The organism is Actinomadura miaoliensis, from assembly GCF_039536785.1.
Classification (GTDB): Bacteria; Actinomycetota; Actinomycetes; order Streptosporangiales; family Streptosporangiaceae; genus Spirillospora; species Spirillospora miaoliensis.
The window spans coordinates 43,498-61,946 of the sequence record NZ_BAAAZG010000028.1 but is presented as its reverse complement, the minus strand read 5'-3'; the positions used below and the strand labels follow the sequence as shown (position 1 = coordinate 61,946).

General features: G+C 72.3%; 19 protein-coding genes. 11 read left to right on the top strand and 8 right to left on the bottom strand.

Annotation, left to right across the window (positions count from 1 at the left end):
- Positions 1–47 precede the first annotated feature (47 nt).
- The gene (locus tag ABD811_RS21480; protein ID WP_344950465.1) at positions 48–758 is read left to right on the top strand and encodes a 4'-phosphopantetheinyl transferase family protein; all 711 of its coding nucleotides are present in this window, start codon (positions 48–50) and stop codon (positions 756–758) included.
- Between the two features lie 4 nt (positions 759–762).
- On the opposite strand, the gene ABD811_RS21475 is transcribed toward ABD811_RS21480, so the two are convergent.
- Both ABD811_RS21475 and ABD811_RS21470 read right to left on the bottom strand, forming a co-directional pair.
- On the bottom strand, positions 763–1,626 hold the full coding sequence (locus ABD811_RS21475; protein ID WP_344950462.1) for an SDR family NAD(P)-dependent oxidoreductase: 864 nt from the start codon (positions 1,624–1,626) through the stop codon (positions 763–765).
- Positions 1,627–1,686: 60 nt separating this feature from the next.
- Positions 1,687–2,313, bottom strand: a complete 627-nt coding sequence (locus ABD811_RS21470) for a TetR/AcrR family transcriptional regulator (protein WP_344950459.1) — start codon at positions 2,311–2,313, stop codon at positions 1,687–1,689.
- 82 nt (positions 2,314–2,395) lie between these two features.
- Here ABD811_RS21470 and ABD811_RS21465 point away from each other — a divergent pair, with 82 nt between their 5' ends.
- The gene (locus ABD811_RS21465; protein ID WP_344950456.1) at positions 2,396–3,859 is read left to right on the top strand and encodes a flavin-containing monooxygenase; all 1,464 of its coding nucleotides are present in this window, start codon (positions 2,396–2,398) and stop codon (positions 3,857–3,859) included.
- On the opposite strand, the gene ABD811_RS21460 is transcribed toward ABD811_RS21465, so the two are convergent.
- The 6 genes from ABD811_RS21460 to ABD811_RS21435 form a co-directional block, all read right to left on the bottom strand.
- The gene (locus tag ABD811_RS21460; RefSeq protein WP_344950453.1) at positions 3,849–4,946 is read right to left on the bottom strand and encodes a hypothetical protein; all 1,098 of its coding nucleotides are present in this window, start codon (positions 4,944–4,946) and stop codon (positions 3,849–3,851) included. The genes ABD811_RS21465 and ABD811_RS21460 overlap by 11 nt on opposite strands.
- A gap of 163 nt (positions 4,947–5,109) precedes the next feature.
- Complete coding sequence (locus ABD811_RS21455) at positions 5,110–5,640, bottom strand: DinB family protein (RefSeq protein ID WP_344950449.1); 531 nt, start codon at positions 5,638–5,640, stop codon at positions 5,110–5,112.
- A gap of 92 nt (positions 5,641–5,732) precedes the next feature.
- Complete coding sequence (locus ABD811_RS21450) at positions 5,733–6,380, bottom strand: TetR/AcrR family transcriptional regulator (protein WP_344950446.1); 648 nt, start codon at positions 6,378–6,380, stop codon at positions 5,733–5,735.
- Positions 6,381–6,487: 107 nt separating this feature from the next.
- Positions 6,488–7,120 (bottom strand): TetR/AcrR family transcriptional regulator, encoded by a 633-nt coding sequence (locus ABD811_RS21445; RefSeq protein WP_344950443.1) that lies wholly within the window; start codon positions 7,118–7,120, stop codon positions 6,488–6,490.
- A gap of 41 nt (positions 7,121–7,161) precedes the next feature.
- Complete coding sequence (locus ABD811_RS21440; RefSeq protein ID WP_344950441.1) at positions 7,162–7,791, bottom strand: aggregation-promoting factor C-terminal-like domain-containing protein; 630 nt, start codon at positions 7,789–7,791, stop codon at positions 7,162–7,164.
- A 351-nt stretch (positions 7,792–8,142) separates the two neighbouring features.
- Entirely contained in the window at positions 8,143–8,658 is a 516-nt protein-coding gene (locus ABD811_RS21435) for a MarR family winged helix-turn-helix transcriptional regulator (protein WP_344950438.1), read from the bottom strand.
- Positions 8,659–8,867: 209 nt separating this feature from the next.
- Between ABD811_RS21435 and ABD811_RS21430 the strand changes: the two genes are divergently transcribed.
- From ABD811_RS21430 to ABD811_RS21390, 9 genes are read left to right on the top strand one after another with little or no spacing between them, the layout of a single operon-like run.
- Positions 8,868–9,683: an MlaE family ABC transporter permease gene (locus ABD811_RS21430; RefSeq protein ID WP_344950435.1), complete on the top strand. Its 816-nt coding sequence runs from the start codon at positions 8,868–8,870 to the stop codon at positions 9,681–9,683.
- Positions 9,684–10,538 carry an MlaE family ABC transporter permease gene (locus ABD811_RS21425; RefSeq protein ID WP_344950432.1) on the top strand — a complete coding sequence of 285 codons (855 nt, stop codon included), beginning with the start codon at positions 9,684–9,686 and terminating at the stop codon, positions 10,536–10,538. It abuts the gene before it with no gap.
- Between the two features lie 43 nt (positions 10,539–10,581).
- Positions 10,582–11,646, top strand: coding sequence for an MlaD family protein (locus ABD811_RS21420; protein WP_344950430.1), 1,065 nt, complete (start codon positions 10,582–10,584; stop codon positions 11,644–11,646).
- On the top strand, positions 11,643–12,776 hold the full coding sequence (locus ABD811_RS21415) for an MCE family protein (RefSeq protein WP_344950428.1): 1,134 nt from the start codon (positions 11,643–11,645) through the stop codon (positions 12,774–12,776). Before ABD811_RS21420 ends, ABD811_RS21415 begins: the two co-directional genes overlap by 4 nt.
- Positions 12,776–13,831 (top strand): MCE family protein, encoded by a 1,056-nt coding sequence (locus tag ABD811_RS21410; RefSeq protein WP_344950426.1) that lies wholly within the window; start codon positions 12,776–12,778, stop codon positions 13,829–13,831. Before ABD811_RS21415 ends, ABD811_RS21410 begins: the two co-directional genes overlap by 1 nt.
- Positions 13,831–14,889 (top strand): MCE family protein, encoded by a 1,059-nt coding sequence (locus ABD811_RS21405; RefSeq protein ID WP_344950424.1) that lies wholly within the window; start codon positions 13,831–13,833, stop codon positions 14,887–14,889. Before ABD811_RS21410 ends, ABD811_RS21405 begins: the two co-directional genes overlap by 1 nt.
- Entirely contained in the window at positions 14,886–16,043 is a 1,158-nt protein-coding gene (locus ABD811_RS21400) for an MCE family protein (RefSeq protein ID WP_344950422.1), read from the top strand. Before ABD811_RS21405 ends, ABD811_RS21400 begins: the two co-directional genes overlap by 4 nt.
- Entirely contained in the window at positions 16,040–17,347 is a 1,308-nt protein-coding gene (locus tag ABD811_RS21395) for an MCE family protein (protein WP_344950419.1), read from the top strand. The genes ABD811_RS21400 and ABD811_RS21395 overlap by 4 nt, the downstream gene beginning before the upstream one ends.
- A 24-nt stretch (positions 17,348–17,371) precedes the next feature.
- On the top strand, positions 17,372–18,421 hold the full coding sequence (locus ABD811_RS21390) for a hypothetical protein (protein WP_344950417.1): 1,050 nt from the start codon (positions 17,372–17,374) through the stop codon (positions 18,419–18,421).
- The last annotated feature ends 28 nt before the right edge of the window (positions 18,422–18,449 follow it).

Sequence of the window (18,449 nt, the reverse complement as noted above, 5' to 3'; positions counted from 1 at the left end):
AATCGTCATCCTGACGAATGTCGACGGCCCGTAGGAATGGAGTGAAGGTGGAACCGGTTACCGTTTGGTGGGGCGAGCCCGGCTGGGCGGGCGCCGAGCACGTGGCGTTGCTCGACCCGGTGGAGCGGGGCCGGCGTGACCGCTTTCTGCGGGACGCGGACCGGAACCGGTTCACGCTCGGCGTGGCGGTGACCCGGCTGGCCGTGGGCGCGCTGCGCGGGCTGCCGCCGGAGCGGGTGCCGATCTCGCGGGCCTGCGCGGACTGCGGCAAGCCGCACGGGCGTCCGGTCGTCGAGGGCGGGCCGCACGTCTCGGTGTCGCACTCCGGCGACCGGGTGGCGGTGGCCCTGTCCCCGCACGGGCCGGTCGGCGTGGACGTGGAGGCCGCCGACCGCGAGCTGGGCGCCGGCATCGTCCGGCACGTGCTGGGCGCGTCCGAGATCGAGGCGTCCGCCGGCGGCCCGGACATGGGCCGGGACGAGCTGCTGACGTACTGGACGCGCAAGGAGGCCGTGGTCAAGGCCACCGGGGACGGGCTGCGCGTCCCCCTGACCGACGTCACCGTGTCGCCCGCCGCCGAGGCGCCCAGGCTGCTGGCGTGGGGCCGCCGTCCCGACATGCCGGGACGGATCGTCATGCGCACGCTCGACCCCGGCGAGGGCTACGCGGCGGCCATCGCCCTGCTCGACCACCCGCCGGGCGTCGCGGTCGTCGAACGCTCGGCGGCCGACCTGCTCAGACCCGCCCCACGCCCCTGAGCGTTCAGCGCAGGGGGCTCGGGACGCGGGCCAGCATGCGCATGGTGCCGGGCGACACGCGCGACAGCACGCGCGCCATGTGGCTCTCGGCGGAGACCGGCACCAGCGGCTTGTTCTTCACGATCGCCGTGACGATGTGCTCGGCGACCTTCTCCGGCGGGTAGTTGCGCACCCGCAGCGCCTTCTCCGCGCGTTCGCGCGCCCGGCGCCGCCCGGCCTCGTCCAGCCCCACGAACGTGGCGGCCTGCGCGATGCCGGTGGCGGTGAAGCCGGGGCAGACGGCGGTGACCCCGATCCGCAGGCCCGCCAGCTCGGCGCGCAGCGACTCGCTCAGCATCACCACCGCGGCCTTGGTGGTGTTGTAGGCGGCCTGCCCGCGCCAGGGCGCGAACGCGGCGGCCGAGGCAATGTTGACGATGTGCCCGCCGAAGTTGGGCGGCTCGGGCCGGACCGGCAGCGCCCGCACCCGCTCGGCCATCTGGCGGCCGAACAGGCGGCAGCCGTGGATGACGCCCCACAGGTCGACCCCGACGATCCGCTCCCAGTCGTCCAGCCCGGTCTCCAGGAACGGGCCGGTGACCAGGATGCCGGCGTTGTTGACCACGATGTCGGGCACCCGGTGCTCGGCCCGCACCCAGGCGGCGAACCGCTCCATCGCCGCTGCGTCCGACACGTCCACCTGGTAGGCGACGCCGGCCGGGCCGAGATCCCCGGTCAGCGCGGCGGTGTGCTCGGCGGCGGGCAGGTCGAGGTCGGCGGCGACGACCGTCGCGCCGCGTTCGGCCAGGGCGAGCGCGGTGGCCCGGCCGAGGCCGCGGCCGGCGCCGGTGACGACGGCCAGCGCTCCGTCGAACTGCGCGATGGGCATGGGCACCTCCGGGAGGCAAGGGGTACCCCAACCGTACTCAGCGGGCGCCCGCCGGCGCGATCACTTCAGGTACGGCGCGAGTCCGTGGCGGCAGAAATCGGTCATGTGGCGGGCCGCGTCCTCCACGGTCAGCTCCGGGTGTCCGGCCCGCCACAGCGCCAGCCGTTCGCAGGCGCCCACGATGATCTGGGTGTAGGCGGCGACGGCGGTGGCGGGGGCGTCCGGGGCGAACGTGCGCAGCACCCCGGCGATCAGCTCGCTCTGCTGGCGGCGGGTCTCCTCGATCGCCTCGGCGGTCTCCGGCGGCCCCGACAGCGGCTCCTGCAGCAGCATCGCGAAGGGACGGCTGTGGGAGTCGATGAAGGAGAAGTAGGCGACCATGCCGCGCCACAGGATGTCGTCGGGGGTGCTCGCCCCGGCCATGGCCTTCTGGGTCACCTCGTACAGCTCGGCCTTGGCCCGGCCCATGCAGGCCAGCAGCAGCCCGTCCTTGGAGCCGAAGTACTCGTAGAGCATCGGCTTGGACACCCCGCAGCGTTCGGCGATCTCGTCCATGGACGTGCCGCGGTAGCCGCGCTCGGTGAACACCTGCTCGGCGACGTCCAGCATCTGCCGCTCCCGCTCGGCGCGCGACATGCGGCGGCGCCGGGGCGGCCCCGGGTCGGCACCCGGTGTGGCGGTGTTCACAGAAGAATCCTATTCATTGGACCTACCGTCAGTAAGCTACCGCGAGTAACTTACTCATAGTAGGTCACGTGGAGGGACGAGCATGGACGAACGGCACCCCGCGATCGTCATCGTCGGCTCCGGCTTCGCCGGGCTCGGCATGGCGATCCAGCTGAAGCGGCACGGCTTCCACGACTTCGTGGTACTGGAGAAGAGCCCGGCCCTGGGCGGGACCTGGCACGACAACACCTATCCCGGCTGCGCCTGCGACGTGCCGTCGCACATGTACTCGTTCTCCTTCGAGCTCAACCCCGGCTGGTCGCGCATGTTCGCGCCGCAGCCGGAGATCCGCGCCTACCTGGAGCGCACCGCCGACAAGTACGACGTCCGGCGGCACATCCGCTTCGGCGTCGCGGTCGAGACGATGGAGTACGACGAGACGGCGCGGCGCTGGAACGTCACCACCGCCGACGGCACCGTCCTGCGCCCCCGGGCGGTCGTGTCGGGCATCGGCGCGCTGCACATCCCCAAGTACCCCGACCTGCCCGGCATCGAGAACTTCCGGGGCACCGCGTTCCACTCCGCCGAGTGGGACCACTCCTACGACCTGACCGGCAAGCGCGTGGCGGTCATCGGGACGGGCGCGTCGGCCATCCAGTTCGTCCCGAAGGTCGCCGAGCAGGCCGCCGAGCTGGTGGTGTTCCAGCGCACCGCGCCATGGATCCAGCCCAAGCCCGACTTCACGTTCCCGGCCCCGGCCCGCGGCCTGCTCAAGACGGTGCCCGGCGCCGCCCGCGCGTTCCGCAACGGCATCTACTGGGTGCTGGAGGCGCGCGCCGTCGGCTTCACCATCGACCCGCGGCTGTCCGGCCCGCAGAAGCAGGTGGCGCTGCGGCACATCCGGCGGCAGATCCCCGACCCGGAGCTGCGCGCCAAGGTGACCCCCGACTACACCATCGGCTGCAAGCGGATCCTGCTGTCCAACGACTACTATCCCGCGCTCACGCGGCCGAACGTGGAGCTGGAGACCGCCGGCATCGCCGAGGTGCGCGAGCACTCGATCGTCACCGCGGACGGCCGCGAGTACCAGGTCGACGCCATCATCTACGGCACCGGCTTCAAGGTGACCGACGCGCTGGCCGAACAGCGCGTCGTCGGCCGCGACGGCGTGAAGATCCAGGAAGTGTGGGCGAACGGCATCGAGGCGTACCGGGGCACCACCGTCCCCGGCTTCCCGAACCTGTTCTTCCTGCTGGGGCCCAACACCGGCCTCGGCCACAACTCGGTCGTCTTCATGATCGAGGTGCAGATCCAGCACGTGCTGAGCTGCCTGCGGCTGCTGGCCGAGCACGGCGCCGACGCGATCGAGCCGCGTCCGGCGGCGCTGCGCCGCTTCAACGACCGCATGCAGCGCCGCCTGCGCCGCGCGGTGTGGAACGAGGGCGGCTGCCAGAGCTGGTACCTGGACGAGGGCGGCGTCAACCGCACCCTGTGGCCCGGCCACACCTTCGAATTCTGGGCGAGCACCCGCAAGGCCAGGCCGGAGGACTACATCCTCATCCGCTGAGCGCGCGCCTGCGGACCCTTCCGGCCGGTTGCGGGGGCAGGGTGCGCAGGCGGGCCACGGTCAGGCGCTTGCCGGCGTACAGGTGGCGGGCGCGGCGCACGTCGCGGCGGCGCCGCGCCACGCGCACCCGGACGAACACGATGGCGCCCGTCGCGGTCAGCGCGGCCAGCCAGCCGGCCTGGATCGCGGCCAGGTCCCCGGCGTCCCAGCCGTCGTCCGGCATGGCCCGAAGCCCCGCCACGGGCGTGATCGGCGTCGGGCTCGGCGCCAGCTGCGGTGCGGACACCGGCGGCAGCGCCACCTGCGGCGAGCGGATCGCCGGCACCGACTGGAACGAGGAGTTGGTCAGCGGCGGCGCCACCTGGGGCGCCGCGCCGGTCAGCCCGGACGTTCCGGAACCGGACCCCGAACCCGACCCGGAGCCCGAGCCGCCGCCGCTCGACGGCGCCTCGGTCACCTTGAACGTGAACGTCCGCGACACCGGCTTGGCCTTGGCCGCGGTGACCTTCGCGGTGAGCCTGACCGTGCCGGGCTCGGCGTCGGACGGCACCCGCACCGTCACCCGCGCGGTGCGCCCGCCGGCGCCGACCTTGCCGAGCGCCACGCTGCCCGGTTTCACCGTCACGTCGGCGGCGTTGACGCTGAGCCTGGTCTCCTCCGCCGTCGCCTTGGCCGCCTTGACCTTGGCGGTCGCGGTCACCGACTCGCCGGGCCGCACCGACTTCTTCGACACCGACACGCCCAGCGACAGCACCGGCGTCCGCGGGTTCTCGCCCGGCGGCGGTTCGCTGGGCGGTGGTTCGCTGGTCGGTGGTTCGCTGGGGGGCGGCTCGCTGGTCGGCGGGTCGCTGGGAGGGGGTTCGCTGGTCGGCGGGTCGCTCGGAGGCGGCTCGCTTGACGGCGGGTCGCTCGGCGTGGGCTCCGGTGAGGTGGGCTCCTCGGACGGCTCGCTCGACGACGAGCCGCTCGGCGACGGCGTGGGATCGGCCAGCACAGGCGGCGCCATCACCCCCAGAATCGCCGCCGCTCCGAGCCCGGCCAGGACCGTACCGCCCGCCGTCCGCGAGAGCACCCGTCGCACCTCCACGCGCCGATCCCTCTGCCCGCATATCGTCGGAAGCGATCAGAGCACGAACCCCGCAGACGATTCAACCCCCGGCGGGCGGGCCTCTCCCGGGCGCCGGGTGGGTGTCGCGCCGGCGTCAGGGATGCCGTCGGGCGTTGCGGCGCACGTCGCCGCCCGGTCCGCCTCAGGCGGGGTTGCGCGCGCCGTGCAGGTTGCGGAGCAGGCCGACCTCGGCGACGTTCTTGGTCAGCTCGACGGTGACCCAGCCCGCCACGTCCGCCAGCGTCATCTCGCCCCACGGCAGGGTGGCCGTGCGCTCGGTGGAGTCCAGGTCGGCGTCGCCGAGCCGCGTCAGCTCCTCGCGCCAGCGGTCCTTGAGCCCGCCCAGCCACGCGGCCGTGGCGGCCGCGCCGCCCGGCCAGGTGATCTCCTCGCGGTCGGGGGCGCCGTCGCCGAAGCAGTGCCCGAGCACGGTGGTCCACCAGTAGCCGATGTGCCAGGTCACCCAGGCGATCGTCACGGCGGGCACCGGGTCGGGCTCGGGCACCTGCCAGTCGGCGACCCAGCGTGCCCGCTCGTCCTGCCGGACGGTCCAGCAGTGCGGCGCCGGCTCCCACAGGCACACCGCGTCGTCGAGGTCCTTCAGGTGGTATTCGAACAGCGCCCAGGCGATGTCGAGCTGGCGCAGCAGAAGTTCGGTACGGGGTACGGACATCCGCGCAGTGTTCCATCGCGCCCGTGGGCAGGCGCAACAGGTTTTCGCGGCCCCACACGGGGCGCCACGCGGGGCGCCACCGGAGCGGGGTGCTACTTGAGCGGCGCGAAGACGGGGCGGAGGCCGGAGATGAGGCGGCGGATGATGGCGCGCTGCTCGGCGGGGGTGCGGCCGCGCAGGCCGAGGACGGGGTCGAGTCCGTCGTAGTACGGGGCCAGCGCCAGGTGCGGCAGCGTCATCAGCATGATCGTCGCCAGTACGTCCAGGTCGGCGTCCTCGCGGATGTCGCCGCGCTCCTGCCACAGCTTCAGCACCGGGTGGAGGACCTGGAGGTAGTGCTGGTTGGCGGTGTCGCGCACCACCGAGCGCACCGCGTTGTCGAGCTCGAAGTTGGTGGCCGCCGTGACCGCGCGTTCCAGCGGATGGTCCGCCATGTACTCGGTCCACTCGCACAGGACGTCGAACAGCCAGTCGTCGAAGGGCTGGTCGAAGTCCAGGCGGGCGATGCGGCGTTCCATCTCCTCGCGGATGCGGCGGGACGTCTCGTCGCACACGAACGCGAAGAACTCGAGCTTGTCGGAGAAGTACTGGAACAACGAGCCCTTGGCGATGCCGGCCTCGCGGGCGATGGTGTTCAGGCTGCCGGTCGAGTACCCGTGCTCGCCGAACTCGCGCATCGCCACTTCGAGGACCCGTTCGCGCTTGGCGACGTTGAGCCGGAACCACGTGGAGGTGGGCATGTGGGGTCACGTCTCCTGTCAGCGTGCGCGTGGCCGACGGTCAGGCTATCGGTACGCAGCGGGGTCGGGCAGGCGAATTGGCGGCGGACCCGCGGCCGGAGCGCCGGTCAGCCCGCCAGGCGGATCAGGATGCGGCAGACCTCTTCGATGATCTCGGTGGCGTCCGACTCGTCGTCGGCGAGCGCGATCTCGCGGCCCGCCTCGCCGATCACGGTGGTCAGCACCAGGCTGAGCACCTGCTCGGGACGTCCGGTGCCGGCGATGCCGCGCAGCAGCTTGGTGTTCTGCCCGATCCACTGGCGGGCGCGGGTGCGGCGCATCAGCGAGAAGCCGGACGGGCCCTCGCCGCCGTGGAACAGCCGGGCGGCCTCCCGCCGCTCCCAGCAGACCCGGAGGTAGGCGCGGGCGCCGGCGATGAACAGCGCGATCGGGTCGCGCTCGCCGTCCCTGCGGGCGGTGGCCACCGCCTCGGCGGCGCTGCGCTCCTGCTCGGCGCTGAGGTCCTCCCACAGCGCCAGGTACAGGCCGGCCTTGCCGCCGTAGTGGTGGTAGAGACTGCCCACGCTGATGCCGGACCGCTCGACGATCTCGGCGATGCCGGCGTCGGCGTAGCCCCGGTCGGCGAAGACCTCCAGGGCGGCCGTCAGCAGCGCCTGGCGGGTGGCGTCCGCCCGCGCCCACTGCCGTCCCGTGCCCTCGCCCGCGCCGTTGCCCCCGGTCCGGGCCCTGCTCGTCCGCATGCTCACATGGTGCCTCACGGAGCCGCCGTGAACCGAGCCGTTCAGTACCAGTGGTTGCGCTGCCAGAAGGCCCACGCCCCGCAGGGGTCCTTGTAGCGGGCCTTGATGTAGCCGAGCCCCCAGGCGATCTGGGTGGGGGAGCTGGTGCGCCAGTCCGCGCCCGCGCTGGCCAGCTTGGAGGCGGGCAGCGCCTGGGGGATGCCGTACGCGCCGCTGGACGGGTTCACCGCGCGCTCGTTCCAGCTGCTCTCGTGCGTCCAGAGGGTCTCCAGGGACGGCCAGCAGCGGCCCCAGCCCTTGAGGGCGTTCATCTTCTTGCCGTACGCCTTGTTCTGCGCGGCGCTGGGGTTGGACCGGGCCAGCCGTTCGCGTTCCTGCTCGGCCTTGAGCTTGGCGCGGGCGGCGGCGTCCCGCTCGGCCTTCTCGCGCAACGCCTTCAGGTCGCGCTGGTGCTGCTCGTAGGCCCGCTTCTTGGCCTGGGCGATGGCGTCGGCGGCGATGGGGTCCATGTCGGACGAGGTCATCATCGCCAGCATGTCGTTGGTCGACAGGTCCTCGGTGCCCGGCGGCGGCTCGGGGTCGCCGGCGAAACGGTGCCAGTCGACCGCCACGACGGCCGTCATGATCGCCGCGAGGGCCACGACGGTGATGGTGACGTTGCTGGTCAGCACCCGCAGAAGTCGGCGCCGTCCCCGCCGCCGTGGCGGGGCCGGGGGCTCGGCGTGAACGTCGTGGGGCGGGTGATCGTCGTACGGGCCCGTGCCGTAACCGCCCGTCTCGTACGGGGGCGCGGGCGGGAGCCCGGACTCGCGCTGCGCGCCTCCTGCGCGGCCTGCCGCCCGTCCCGTCCGTCCGCGCCGGGAGCGCCCCTGCGGACGTGACGCGGGAGTACGTCTGCGCGTGCCGTGACTTTGAGGCATGGGAGTACTTTGCCTTATCGCCCGTCGGTTTTGGCCTTCGCTGACCCTGTACGCGTGCGGCGTCCCGTCCGGTTCACGCCATCGCGAGCGGACGGGACGGGGTCACAGGTCGGCGTCCCCGGCCGCCAGGCGGGCCGGCTGCAGGGCGTCGAAGATCTCACGGTGCCGTCCGGCGAACGCGCCGAGGGCGCCGTCGGGCGACTCCAGCGCCTCGTTGGCCGCGGCGGCGCGCTCGCGTCCCTCCTCGGTGATGGACACCAGGGTGGCGCGCCGGTCGGTGGGGTGCGGGCGGCGCGCGACCAGGCCCGCCGCCTCCAGCTGGTCGACGGTCAGCTTGACCGTGGTCGGGTGGAGCATCATCAGCCTGCTGAGCGTGCTGAGCCGGGCCTGGCCCTCGCGGGTCAGCGCCAGCGTGGTCAGCAGGAAGTAGCCGGTACGGCCGAGATCCAGCCGTTTCAGCTCCGCCTCCAGGGCCTTGGTGAGGAGGTGGTGGAGCCGGGCCACCGAGCACATCGCCATGAACGGCCAGGGCGCGCCGGGCAGTCCGCGTTCGGTCCAGCGCTCCTGTACACCGCTGACCAGCGGATCGTCTACGCACCTCGGTGTGGGTGTTCGCACCGGTCGATCGTAGCCGCCGCACATTTCGGATGTAAGTACTCGCTTCTTAGAGCTTTCTGGCATAGAGTGCTCCAGATCACACCGGTGCTTCCAGGGCTTCGTGCGGCGGGAGGGAACCGGGTGAGGTATCGGATGGGCGCCAACGTCCGAGAACGAAGGAGGGCTGGAATGTTCCTTCCCCCCACCCCCGAAGGGAAGGGATCCGGCTGATGGCCCCCTCGGTCGTCACGGGCCTGGCGAGGGCACCCGACCTGGCCCGGCGGCGCGTCGGGCGGGCGCTCGACGAGACCGGGCTGCTGTGCGTGACGTTCCTGGAGGGGCTGCGCCGCACCTGGGACCTGCGTCAGTGGTGGGGCGAGTTCATCGAGCAGTGCTGGTTCCTGGCGCGGGTGACCAGCGTCCCGGTCATGCTGATCGCCATCCCGCTGGGCGCCACCATCTCGCTGCAGGTCGGCGACATCGCCCGGCAGCTCGGCGCGCAGTCGGGCACGGGCGCGCTCCTGGTCGCCGCGATGATCCAGCAGGTCGCGCCGCTGGCCGCGGCGCTGCTGGTGTCGGGGGTGGGCGGCTCGGCCATCACCTCCGACATGGGGGCGCGCAACATCCGCGACGAGCTGGCCGCGCTGGAGGTCATGGGCATCAACCCCGTCCACCGCCTGGTCACGCCGCGGCTGTGGGCGGCCAGCACGGTGTCGGCGCTGCTGTGCTCGGTGGTGATCCTGGCGGGGGTGCTCGGCGGCTACTACTTCAACGTCGTCCAGCAGGGGGTCAGCCCCGGCGCGTTCTTCGACGGCGCCACCACGCTGCTGCAGTTCTCCGACCTGGCGGTCACCCTCTTCAAGGCGTGGATCTTCGGGTTCATCGCCGCGGCGGTGGCCTGCTACATGGGCATGAACTGCGACTACGGGCCGGTCGGCGTGGGCCGCGCGGTCAACCGGGCGGTGGTGGTCACCTCGATCGTGGTGTTCGCCGCCAACTACGTGATCACGATGATCTACCAGGTCCTGTTCCCCCCGAGGTTCTGAATGGTCGCGATCTCCCCCGTACGCAGGCTCGGCCGCGCGGTGCGCGGGCGCACCGCCGGGCTGGGCGCCTCGCTGAACCTGCCGGTGTTCCTCGGCCGGGTGCTGTACCACCTGGTGGTCGACATCGTGCTGCGGCGCAAGTACGGCAGGACGCTGGCCCGGCAGGTCAGCGACATCACCGTCGGCGTGGGCGCGCTGGTGATCGGCGGCGGCATGATCTTCGTGATCGCCACCATGTCGCTGGCCACCGGCGCCATGGTGGGCCTGCAGGGCTATCCGGGGCTGGAGCGCATCGGCGCCGAGGCGTTCACCGGCCTGGTGGCCAGCTACTCCAACGTCCGCGAGGTCACCCCGATCATCGCCGGGGTGGCGCTGGTGGCGCAGGTGGGCACCGGGTTCACCGCCGAGATCGGGGCGATGCGCATCTCCGAGGAGATCGACGCCCTGGAGGTCATGGGCATCAACTCGCTGGCCTACCTGGTGTGCACCCGGGTCGCCGCCGGGGTGATCGCGCTGGTGCCGCTGTACCTGGTGTCGCTGTTCATGGCGTTCGCCGCCACCCGGCTGATCACCATCGAGTACTTCGGGCTGTCGCCCGGCATCTACGACTACTACTTCAACCTCTACCTGCCGCCGATCGACGTGTTCTACAGCGCCATCAAGGTCGCGGTGTTCGCGTTCATCGTGATGTTCGTGCACTGCTACCGCGGCTACTACGCGGCCGGCGGGCCGGTCGGCGTCGGGGTGGCGGCGGGCCGCGCGATCCGGGAGTCGACCATCCTGATGATCCTGACGAACCTCGTCCTGTCCTACATCTTCTGGGGCCACGGCGGCACCGTGAGGCTGACCGGATGAGCGGCGCCCAGACCAGCGGGGCCCCGGCGAGCGGGGGGCGCCGATGAGCGAGGAGACCCTGTCGGGCCGGTCACGGCTGATGTTCGGCCTGGTGGGCGCCGGGGTGCTCGCCGCCGCGGCGGTGGCGGTGGCCGCCGGGTCCCGGGAGGACACCTCCGGCTCGACGTACTACACCGCCTCGTTCGGCCGCGCGGGGCAGGGCCTGGACCCCGGCCGGTCGGACGTGAAGATCCGCGGCATCACCGTCGGCACCGTCGACCGACTCACCCTGGAGCGCGACGGCCGGGTGACGGTGCGGCTGCGGCTCGACGAGGGGGTGCGCGTCCCCGGCACCACCAGCGCCCGCATCGAGCCGGTGTCGGTGTTCGGGCCCAAGGACCTGGCGCTCGACCTCGGCCGGGACGAGGGCAGGGGCCCCTACCTGGCCGACGGCGGACGCATCGCCCGCACCGAGGACCCGCGCGAGCTGTCGGAGACCGCCTGGCCCGCGTACCGGCTGACCCGGGCCATCAACCCCGACGAGGTGACCACGATCCTGCGCACGTTCGGGGCGGGGCTGTCCGGGGAGGGGCCCGCGCTGCGCCGCACCATCGACAACGGCGCCAAGGTGATCGACGCCGCGCACGCCAACCGCGCCGTCATCCGCCAGTTGATCGGCGACCTGGACGGCCTGTCCGGCGAGTTCGCCGACAGGGGCGACACCGTGATCGCACTGTCCCGCGACTTCAACCGGGTGTCGCCCGCGCTCAGCGGCCGCCCCGACAAGGTGTCGCAGCTGCTCGCCCAGTCCTCGGAACTGGCCGCCAAGGTCGGCACGTCCCTCGAAGGCCACGGCGCCAACCTCGGCAAGGTCGTCGACGGGGCGGGCGACACCGCGTCCGTGCTGGCCTCCCGCCGCCGCTACATGCCGCTGATGCTGGACAACCTCAACGGGTTCTTCGGCCTGCTGTCGCAGGTCATCCGCGTGCCCGGCCCGCAGGGGACCATGCTGGGGCAGGTCGTCGACACCCTGCCGCTGGACCTGTGCCAGACGTTCGTCGACCTGTGCCCGACCAGGCCGACGCGCACGGCGTTCGACCAGCCGGTGAAGACGGTGGTGCAGCGGTGAGCGGGCTGGGCGGTGTCGTCCTGCGCGGGCTGGGCATCCGGCGCGGCCGGGGCCGCAGCGCGCGCGGCCCCGCGCCCGGCGTCACGCTGAAGTTCGCGGTGTTCGCCGTGCTGACGGTGCTGCTGACGTTCTTCATCGGCCAGCAGATCCTGGGCGCCAGCCTGCGCTCGCGCTACCAGCTGACCGCGGTGTTCGACGACGTCACCGGCCTGCTGGAGGGCGACGTCGTGAAGATCGCGGGAGCCCCGGTGGGCCGGGTCGAGGACATCAGGGTGCGCGACGGCAAGGCCGTGGTGCGCATGGCGATCGACGACGACGTGCGCGTCCCCGCCGACTCCACCGCCGCGATCCGCTGGCGCAACGTCGCCGGGCAGCGCGTGGTGTACCTGGAGCCCGGTACCAGCCCGGGACGGCTGGGCGACGGGGCGCGGGTGCCGCGCACCCGCTCGGTCGTCGACCTCGGCGAGATCGTCAACAGCCTGGGCCCGCTGACCCGCAACCTGGACCCCGACCAGCTCAACAAGATCCTGTTCGCGCTGGCGCAGGCGCTGGACGGCAACGCGCAGAGCGTCAACCTGATGATCGACAACCTGGACGCGCTGCTGCGTACGTTCGCCGCGCGCCGGCAGACCATCGAGCGGATGATCGACGACTACGAGACCGTCTCCGCGGCCGTCGCCACCCGCGACAGGCAGATCGCGGCCAGCGTCGACAACCTCAGGGAGCTCACCGAGGTCTTCGCGGGCAACCACCGGATGCTGGAGGACGCCGTCGTCCAGATCTCCGGCGTCACCACCGACCTCAACCGGGTGCTCGGCGGCAACGACGCGCAGCTGTCGCGGATCATCCGCAATCTCGGGGTGTTCGCCGACACGTTCCGGCGGAACGTCGACCAGCTGGAGAAGATGGTCCAGCAGCTCCCGCTGACGATGCGGCAGCTGTTCGCCGCCGTCAACGGCGGCCACTTCATGCGCACCAACGCGCTGTGCCTCAACGTCGTTCAGGGGCCGTGCCCGTTCCCCATGGAGCTGCCGGGCGCGCAGGGCCGGGGCGGCGCGTCCGCGACGTCGAACGGGCCGACCAAGGAGGACCTCGAACAGCTCAGGCGCATCCTGCGGGGTGGTCGCTGATGGCGCTGAAGTCCCTGCGCGACGTCAACCAGCGGATCGTGGCGATCGTGACGCTCTCGGCGCTGACGGCGGGCTGCGTGTTCGCCTTCGCCGTCGGGCAGCTGCACCTGTTCGACCGCGGCTACACCATGAGCGGGGTGTTCGCCGACACCGGCGGCCTGAAACCCGGCCAGGACGTGCGGGTCGCCGGGGTCAAGGCCGGGCGCGTCACCGCCGTCGAGCCCGACTTCGGCAGGGGCCGGGTCGTCATCACCTGGCATGTCGACGCCGGGATCGACCTCGGCCCGCAGACCCACGCCGACGTGCAGACCACCACCCTGCTGGGCGGCCGCTACCTGCGCCTGTCCGGCCCGGTGACCGAGCCGAAGATGGCCGACGTGCCCGAGGCGCGGCGGCGCATCCCGCTGGAGCGCACCAGCGTGCCGTTCACCGTGCCGGACGCCATCGAGGGCGCCCAGAACATCGTCGGCCGCCTCGACCAGCGCAGCGTCAACAAGCTGCTGGAGGAGATCAACAAGATCGAGTCGCCGGACGCGCCGAAGCTGCGCCGGATGCTGGTCAACGTGCAGGAGCTGTCGCGCACCTTCAACGACTCCTGGCCCGAGGTGCGCCGGCTGATCGACAACAGCCGTCAGGTCACCGGCACGCTGGCCGCCAAGGACGAGCAGCTCCGCGAGATCATCAACGCCGGCCAGGTGCTGCTGCGGGCGCTGGTGCGGCGGCGCGACGAACTGGCCGCCACCATCGGGCAGGGCAGCCGCACCGTGCGCACCCTGTCCAACGTCATCGAGCGCAACCAGCGGGAGATCAACGCCCTGCTGGACAACCTGCACCTGCTCACCACCCGCCTGGCGCCCAACATGGACGCCCTCAACACCGACTTCGCGCTGATCGGCCCGACGCTGCTGCAGGTCGCGGGCATCAAGGGCAACGGCGACTGGGTCGAGGGCGTGCTGATCGGCCTCGGCCCGCTGCAGCCGCCCGGCCCCATCTCCACGCGGCGCCCGCCCGCCGGGCAGCAGGGCGCCGCCACCGGACGGGAAGGGGGCAACTGATGACACCCGGACGCGCCGCCCTGCGCCGGACGCTCGTGGCGGGGCTGTGCCTGCTGGTGACGGCGTCGCTGGGCGGCTGCTCGCTCGTCCCGCGGCCCGCCGCCGGGCAGCGCACGATGACCGTCTACTTCCCCAAGGCCCGCTCCTTCTACAAGGAGTCCAAGGTCAAGATCATGGGCGTCGACGTGGGCCTGGTGGACCGCGTCGAGACCCAGGCCGACCGCATCAAGGTCACCTTCCACCTGCGCCGCGACATCCGGCTGCCGCGCGGCGTGCGGGCCTCGATCGTCCCGCTCAACCTGGTGGGCGAGCGCAACCTGATCCTGCATCCGCCGTGGAAGCCGGGCGTGCCGGTGGAGACGAGCGACGTGATCCCGATCGACCGCACGCACGTGCCCGTGGAGGTCGACGACGCGCTCACCTCGTTCACCAACCTGGCCACCGCGCTGGACCCCACCAAGACCCGCACCGCCCTCGACCGCACCGCCCGCTCCTTCAAAGGCAACGGCCGCGAGTTCAACGCCACGCTGGAGCAGAGCGCCCGCCTGGTGGAGAACGTCGCCGGGCAGGACAAGGAGCTGATCGAGGTGGCGCGCAACCTCAACCGCCTGGCCGGGGTGGTGCGCGGACGCGAACAGGTGCTCGGCCAGATGATCGGCGACTTCTCCGAGGCCACCCGGGTGCTCAGCGCCGAACGCGGCGACCTGCAGGAACTGGTCCGCGGCATCCTCGCCCTCGCCGACAACGGCGGCAAGCTGCTCGACAAGTACAAGGGGCGGCTGCCGTACGACCTGGCCGTGCTCACCCGCACCGCGCTCATGCTCCGGGGCAACTCCCGGCAGGTCGCCCAGCTGCTCGACGCGCTGCCCGGCATCAACGACGCGCTGATCGGCGGCTACAACCCCGAGAACAAGTCGCTGCAGATCCGCTTCACCACCGACGCGTTCCTGCGCACGTGGCTCAAGGGGCTGCTGGACGACGACGACGTCGCCTGCCCGCTGCCCCCGCCCAACTCCAACTGCCCCTGGCAGAACGGGACGCAGGGAGGCGGCGGATGATCGCCGGGGCGCGGGTGAACGCCGGGGCGTGGACGGTGACGGCCGTGTGCGCGCTGGTCGCCGCGCTGCTCACCGGCTGCTCCATCCAGACGGCGGGCGCGCCCAAGGGCGGGCTGACCCTCACCGCGACGTTCGACGACGTGCAGGGGCTCGTCACCGGGCACAGCGTGCAGATGTCGGACGTCAAGGTCGGCACGGTGACCGGCGTGCGGCTGGACAAGCGCGCCTTCAGGACGACGGTCACCATGTCGATCAGGGACGAGTACCGGATCCCGCGCGGCACCCGCGCCGAGATCAAGGTGACCTCGCTGCTCGGCGAGAACTACGTCGACCTGGTGCTGCCGCCCGGCGGGCGCACCGACCGCGGGCCGTTCCTGGCCGACGGCGCCGCGATCTCCGACACCAGCGTGCAGCCCTCCTTCGAGCAGGTGGTGGGGCAGGCCGGGCCGCTGCTCAAGGCGCTGGCCAGCGACGACGTCGCGGCGGTCGTCAACGCCGGGGCCACCGCCCTGGACGGCAACGGCGGGAAGCTGAACACCGTCGTGGCCAAGAGCGGCGACCTGCTGGCGACCTTCGCCCGGCAGCGGGCCGAGCTCGGCCGGTCGGTCGACCGGCTCGCCCGGCTGGGCCGGTCGCTGGCCAAGGGCAGCGACGAGCTGGAACGCACCCCCGCCGAGCTGGAGAAGACGACGAGGCTGCTCAACGACAACAAGGAGGAGATCCTCACGACGGTGCGGCGGCTCACCCACCTTGCCGTCCAGCTCAACGACAAGGTGCTGGAGGGCCGGATCCAGAAGTTGCGCAAGCTGCTGCGCGACCTGGACCCGGTGCTGGCCACCCTCGCCGGGAACCGGCGGCGCCTCACCGATCTCGTCAACGGCCTGGTGACGTTCACCCAGAAGCTGCCGCTGGCCACCTACGACGGTCAGCTGCTGATCTATCCGCTGGTCAGGGTCGTGTGGCCGGACGGCACCCCGGTCATCCCCGGCCTGTCCGGCAACGGCGGCAACGGCGGGAGCAGGGCGAACGGGAACGGCGACAACGGGACCGCCCGGGACGGGAAGCAGCCCGACAAGCAGCCTGAGAAACAGCCGGAGAAGCCGGAGAACATCTTGCCCGACATCGGCGAGCTGCTGGGGGGACGGCCACGATGACCCGGCGCGTCGCGATCAACCTGGTGGCGTTCGCCGTCCTCGGCGTGGTGATGGTGTTCTGGGCGTTCCGCAACGTCGTCCACTTCGACTTCATCGACCGGCCGTACCACATCACGGTGGAGTTCGAGTCGTCGCCGGGCCTGCATCCGGGCTTCGAGGTGGACTACCTCGGCGTGCGCGTCGGCAAGATCGACTCGGTGCGGCTGGACGGCAGCCGGGTGGTGGTGCGGCTCGACATGGAACGCGGCGTGAAGATCCCGCAGGGCGTGACCGCCGCCGCGGCGCGCAAGTCGGCCGTCGGCGAGCCGGTGGTCGAGCTGACCCCCGGCCCGGGGCGGGGCGACGCGCCGCCGCTGCGTCCGGGCGCGGTGATCCCGGTGTCGAAGACCAAGGTGCCGCCCAAGTACAGCGACCTGTTCGACTCCGTCCTGGACTCGCTGGAGGCCATCGACCCGGACGACGCCCGGATCCTCACCCACGAGCTGGCCGAGGGCTGGTCCGGCCGGGACGGCTCGCTGCGGCAGATCATCCGCGGCTCCGACCAGCTCACCGCCACGTTCGCGAGCAACAGCGAGCTGCTGGACGGGCTCACCAAGGATCTCGGCAAGATCACCGAGGTGCTCAACCGGCACCGCGGCGAGCTCGGCGCGGGCATCGACGACCTGGCCGCGCTGACCGCGGCGCTGCGGCAGGTCCGCGGCGAGCTGACCCGGCTGCGCGACGACGGGCCCGGCCTGCTCGACACCGTCAACGGCCTGCTGGACAAGACCACGCCCGACTTCGAGTGCGCCGTCGACACTCTGGCGAACTGGGGGATCCGGCGGCACAACCCCGACCCGCTGGACGACCTGCGCCGGACGCTGGAGCTGGCGCCGCAGCTGAACGAGGTGCTGCGCAACGTCGTCGGCCGGGACCAGGGCAAGCCGGTGCTGAACGTGGTATTCCTGGTGACCCTTCAGAAGCAGGCCGCGCTGGAGTACCGCTATCCGCTGCCGCAGCCGGGCGTGTCGGAGATCCCCGACTGCCCGGACGGCCGGCAGCCCGGCGTGACCGAGCAGAAGCCCTACAAGGCCAAGGACCCCGGGGAGACCATCCCCACGCACGACCCGTCCGTCCAGCGGGCCGACGACGAGCTGCGGGCGCGCAACGCCGCCGGACGGTCCGCGGACGAGGGATCCGGGGGCCCGCCCGGGTGGCTGCTGTACCTGCCGCCACTGCTGGCCGTGCTGGTGCTGATCAGGGTGATGGCGGGCTCGGTCCCCGTCCTGTCCCGCCTGTCCCGCCTGCGGCGCGGCAGGAGATGACCCCGACTCCGAGGAGCATCTGAAGTGACAGACAGCGAGAAGACGGCCGCGGAGCGCCCGGGCGGCGACGGAGCCGCGCCTCCCGACCGGCCGCGCCGCAGGCGCCGCGTGCGCGTCATCGAGGTGCTCGACGACGAGGACCTCGACGAGGTCCTGGACGCCATCGAGGCCGAGGAGGAGCAGGACGCCGAGCCCGCCCCGAGGCCCGTGAACGGCACCAAGGCCCGTCCGGCGAAGAAGGCTCCCCCTGCCGACCAGGCCGCCGAGGACGACGAGGACGACGGGGAAGAGGGGGCCGCGGAGGACGCCGAGGACGCCGCGACGCCCCGCAGGCCGGCGCGCAAGACCACCGCCTCGCCCGCGACAGCGTCCGCCGACACGTCCGCGGACGCGGACGCCGACACGTCCGCCGACGCGCCCGCCCCGAAGGACGAGCGGCCGGCGCGCCAGACCTTCCTCGGGCTCGGAACGGGACAGGCCGTGGCCGTGGTGCTGCTGGTCGCCGTGCTGGCGACCCTGGCCGTCTGGCAGTGGCGCAGCGCGTCCGCCCGGTCGTCCACCGAGGACGCGCGCGACGAGGTGGCCAGGGTCGCCTCCGCCTACGGCGACGCGGCGCTGACCTACAACGCGTCCAACTACCGGCAGAACATGGCGCAGGCGCAGCGGCTGATGGGCGGCGACCTGCTGGAGTACACCAAGAGCACCCTGCTGTCCAACCTGGACAGCCTCTTCAAGAACAGCCCCAACGGCGAGTTCCGCTCCAGGACCAGCCAGGTGTTCGTGGGCACCGTGGACGAGCGGTTCGCCACCGCCGTCATCTCGGTCGACATCACGGTCAGCAACGCGGGGCAGTCCGCCGAGGAGCCCGCCACGCTGCTCCGCCTGGCGCTGTCCAAGATCGACGGTGAGTGGAAGGTGACCCGGCAGTACGCCTCGGGCGTCAACGACCAGAACCGCGACGGCGGCACGCTCGGCAACGTGCCGGGCGGCACGCCGTCCCCGTCGCCCAGCGCGACCTCTACCGGCAAGGACGCCAAGTCCGGCAAGGACGATAAGTCCGGCGACGGCAACTGAGCCGGCGCTGTGGCAGTGTGCGCCCCGT

Bases quoted from the DNA above. Each gene is read 5' to 3' on its own strand.
- ABD811_RS21475 (WP_344950462.1), bottom strand. From the start codon at position 1,626: ATGCCCATCGCGCAGTTCGACGGAGCGCTGGCCGTCGTCACCGGCGCC.
- ABD811_RS21465 (WP_344950456.1), top strand. From the start codon at position 2,396: ATGGACGAACGGCACCCCGCGATCGTCATCGTCGGCTCCGGCTTCGCC.
- ABD811_RS21455 (WP_344950449.1), bottom strand. From the start codon at position 5,640: ATGTCCGTACCCCGTACCGAACTTCTGCTGCGCCAGCTCGACATCGCC.
- ABD811_RS21450 (WP_344950446.1), bottom strand. From the start codon at position 6,380: ATGCCCACCTCCACGTGGTTCCGGCTCAACGTCGCCAAGCGCGAACGG.
- ABD811_RS21445 (WP_344950443.1), bottom strand. From the start codon at position 7,120: ATGCGGACGAGCAGGGCCCGGACCGGGGGCAACGGCGCGGGCGAGGGC.
- ABD811_RS21430 (WP_344950435.1), top strand. From the start codon at position 8,868: ATGGCCCCCTCGGTCGTCACGGGCCTGGCGAGGGCACCCGACCTGGCC.
- ABD811_RS21425 (WP_344950432.1), top strand. From the start codon at position 9,684: ATGGTCGCGATCTCCCCCGTACGCAGGCTCGGCCGCGCGGTGCGCGGG.
- ABD811_RS21420 (WP_344950430.1), top strand. From the start codon at position 10,582: ATGAGCGAGGAGACCCTGTCGGGCCGGTCACGGCTGATGTTCGGCCTG.
- ABD811_RS21410 (WP_344950426.1), top strand. From the start codon at position 12,776: ATGGCGCTGAAGTCCCTGCGCGACGTCAACCAGCGGATCGTGGCGATC.
- ABD811_RS21405 (WP_344950424.1), top strand. From the start codon at position 13,831: ATGACACCCGGACGCGCCGCCCTGCGCCGGACGCTCGTGGCGGGGCTG.
- ABD811_RS21400 (WP_344950422.1), top strand. From the start codon at position 14,886: ATGATCGCCGGGGCGCGGGTGAACGCCGGGGCGTGGACGGTGACGGCC.
- ABD811_RS21395 (WP_344950419.1), top strand. From the start codon at position 16,040: ATGACCCGGCGCGTCGCGATCAACCTGGTGGCGTTCGCCGTCCTCGGC.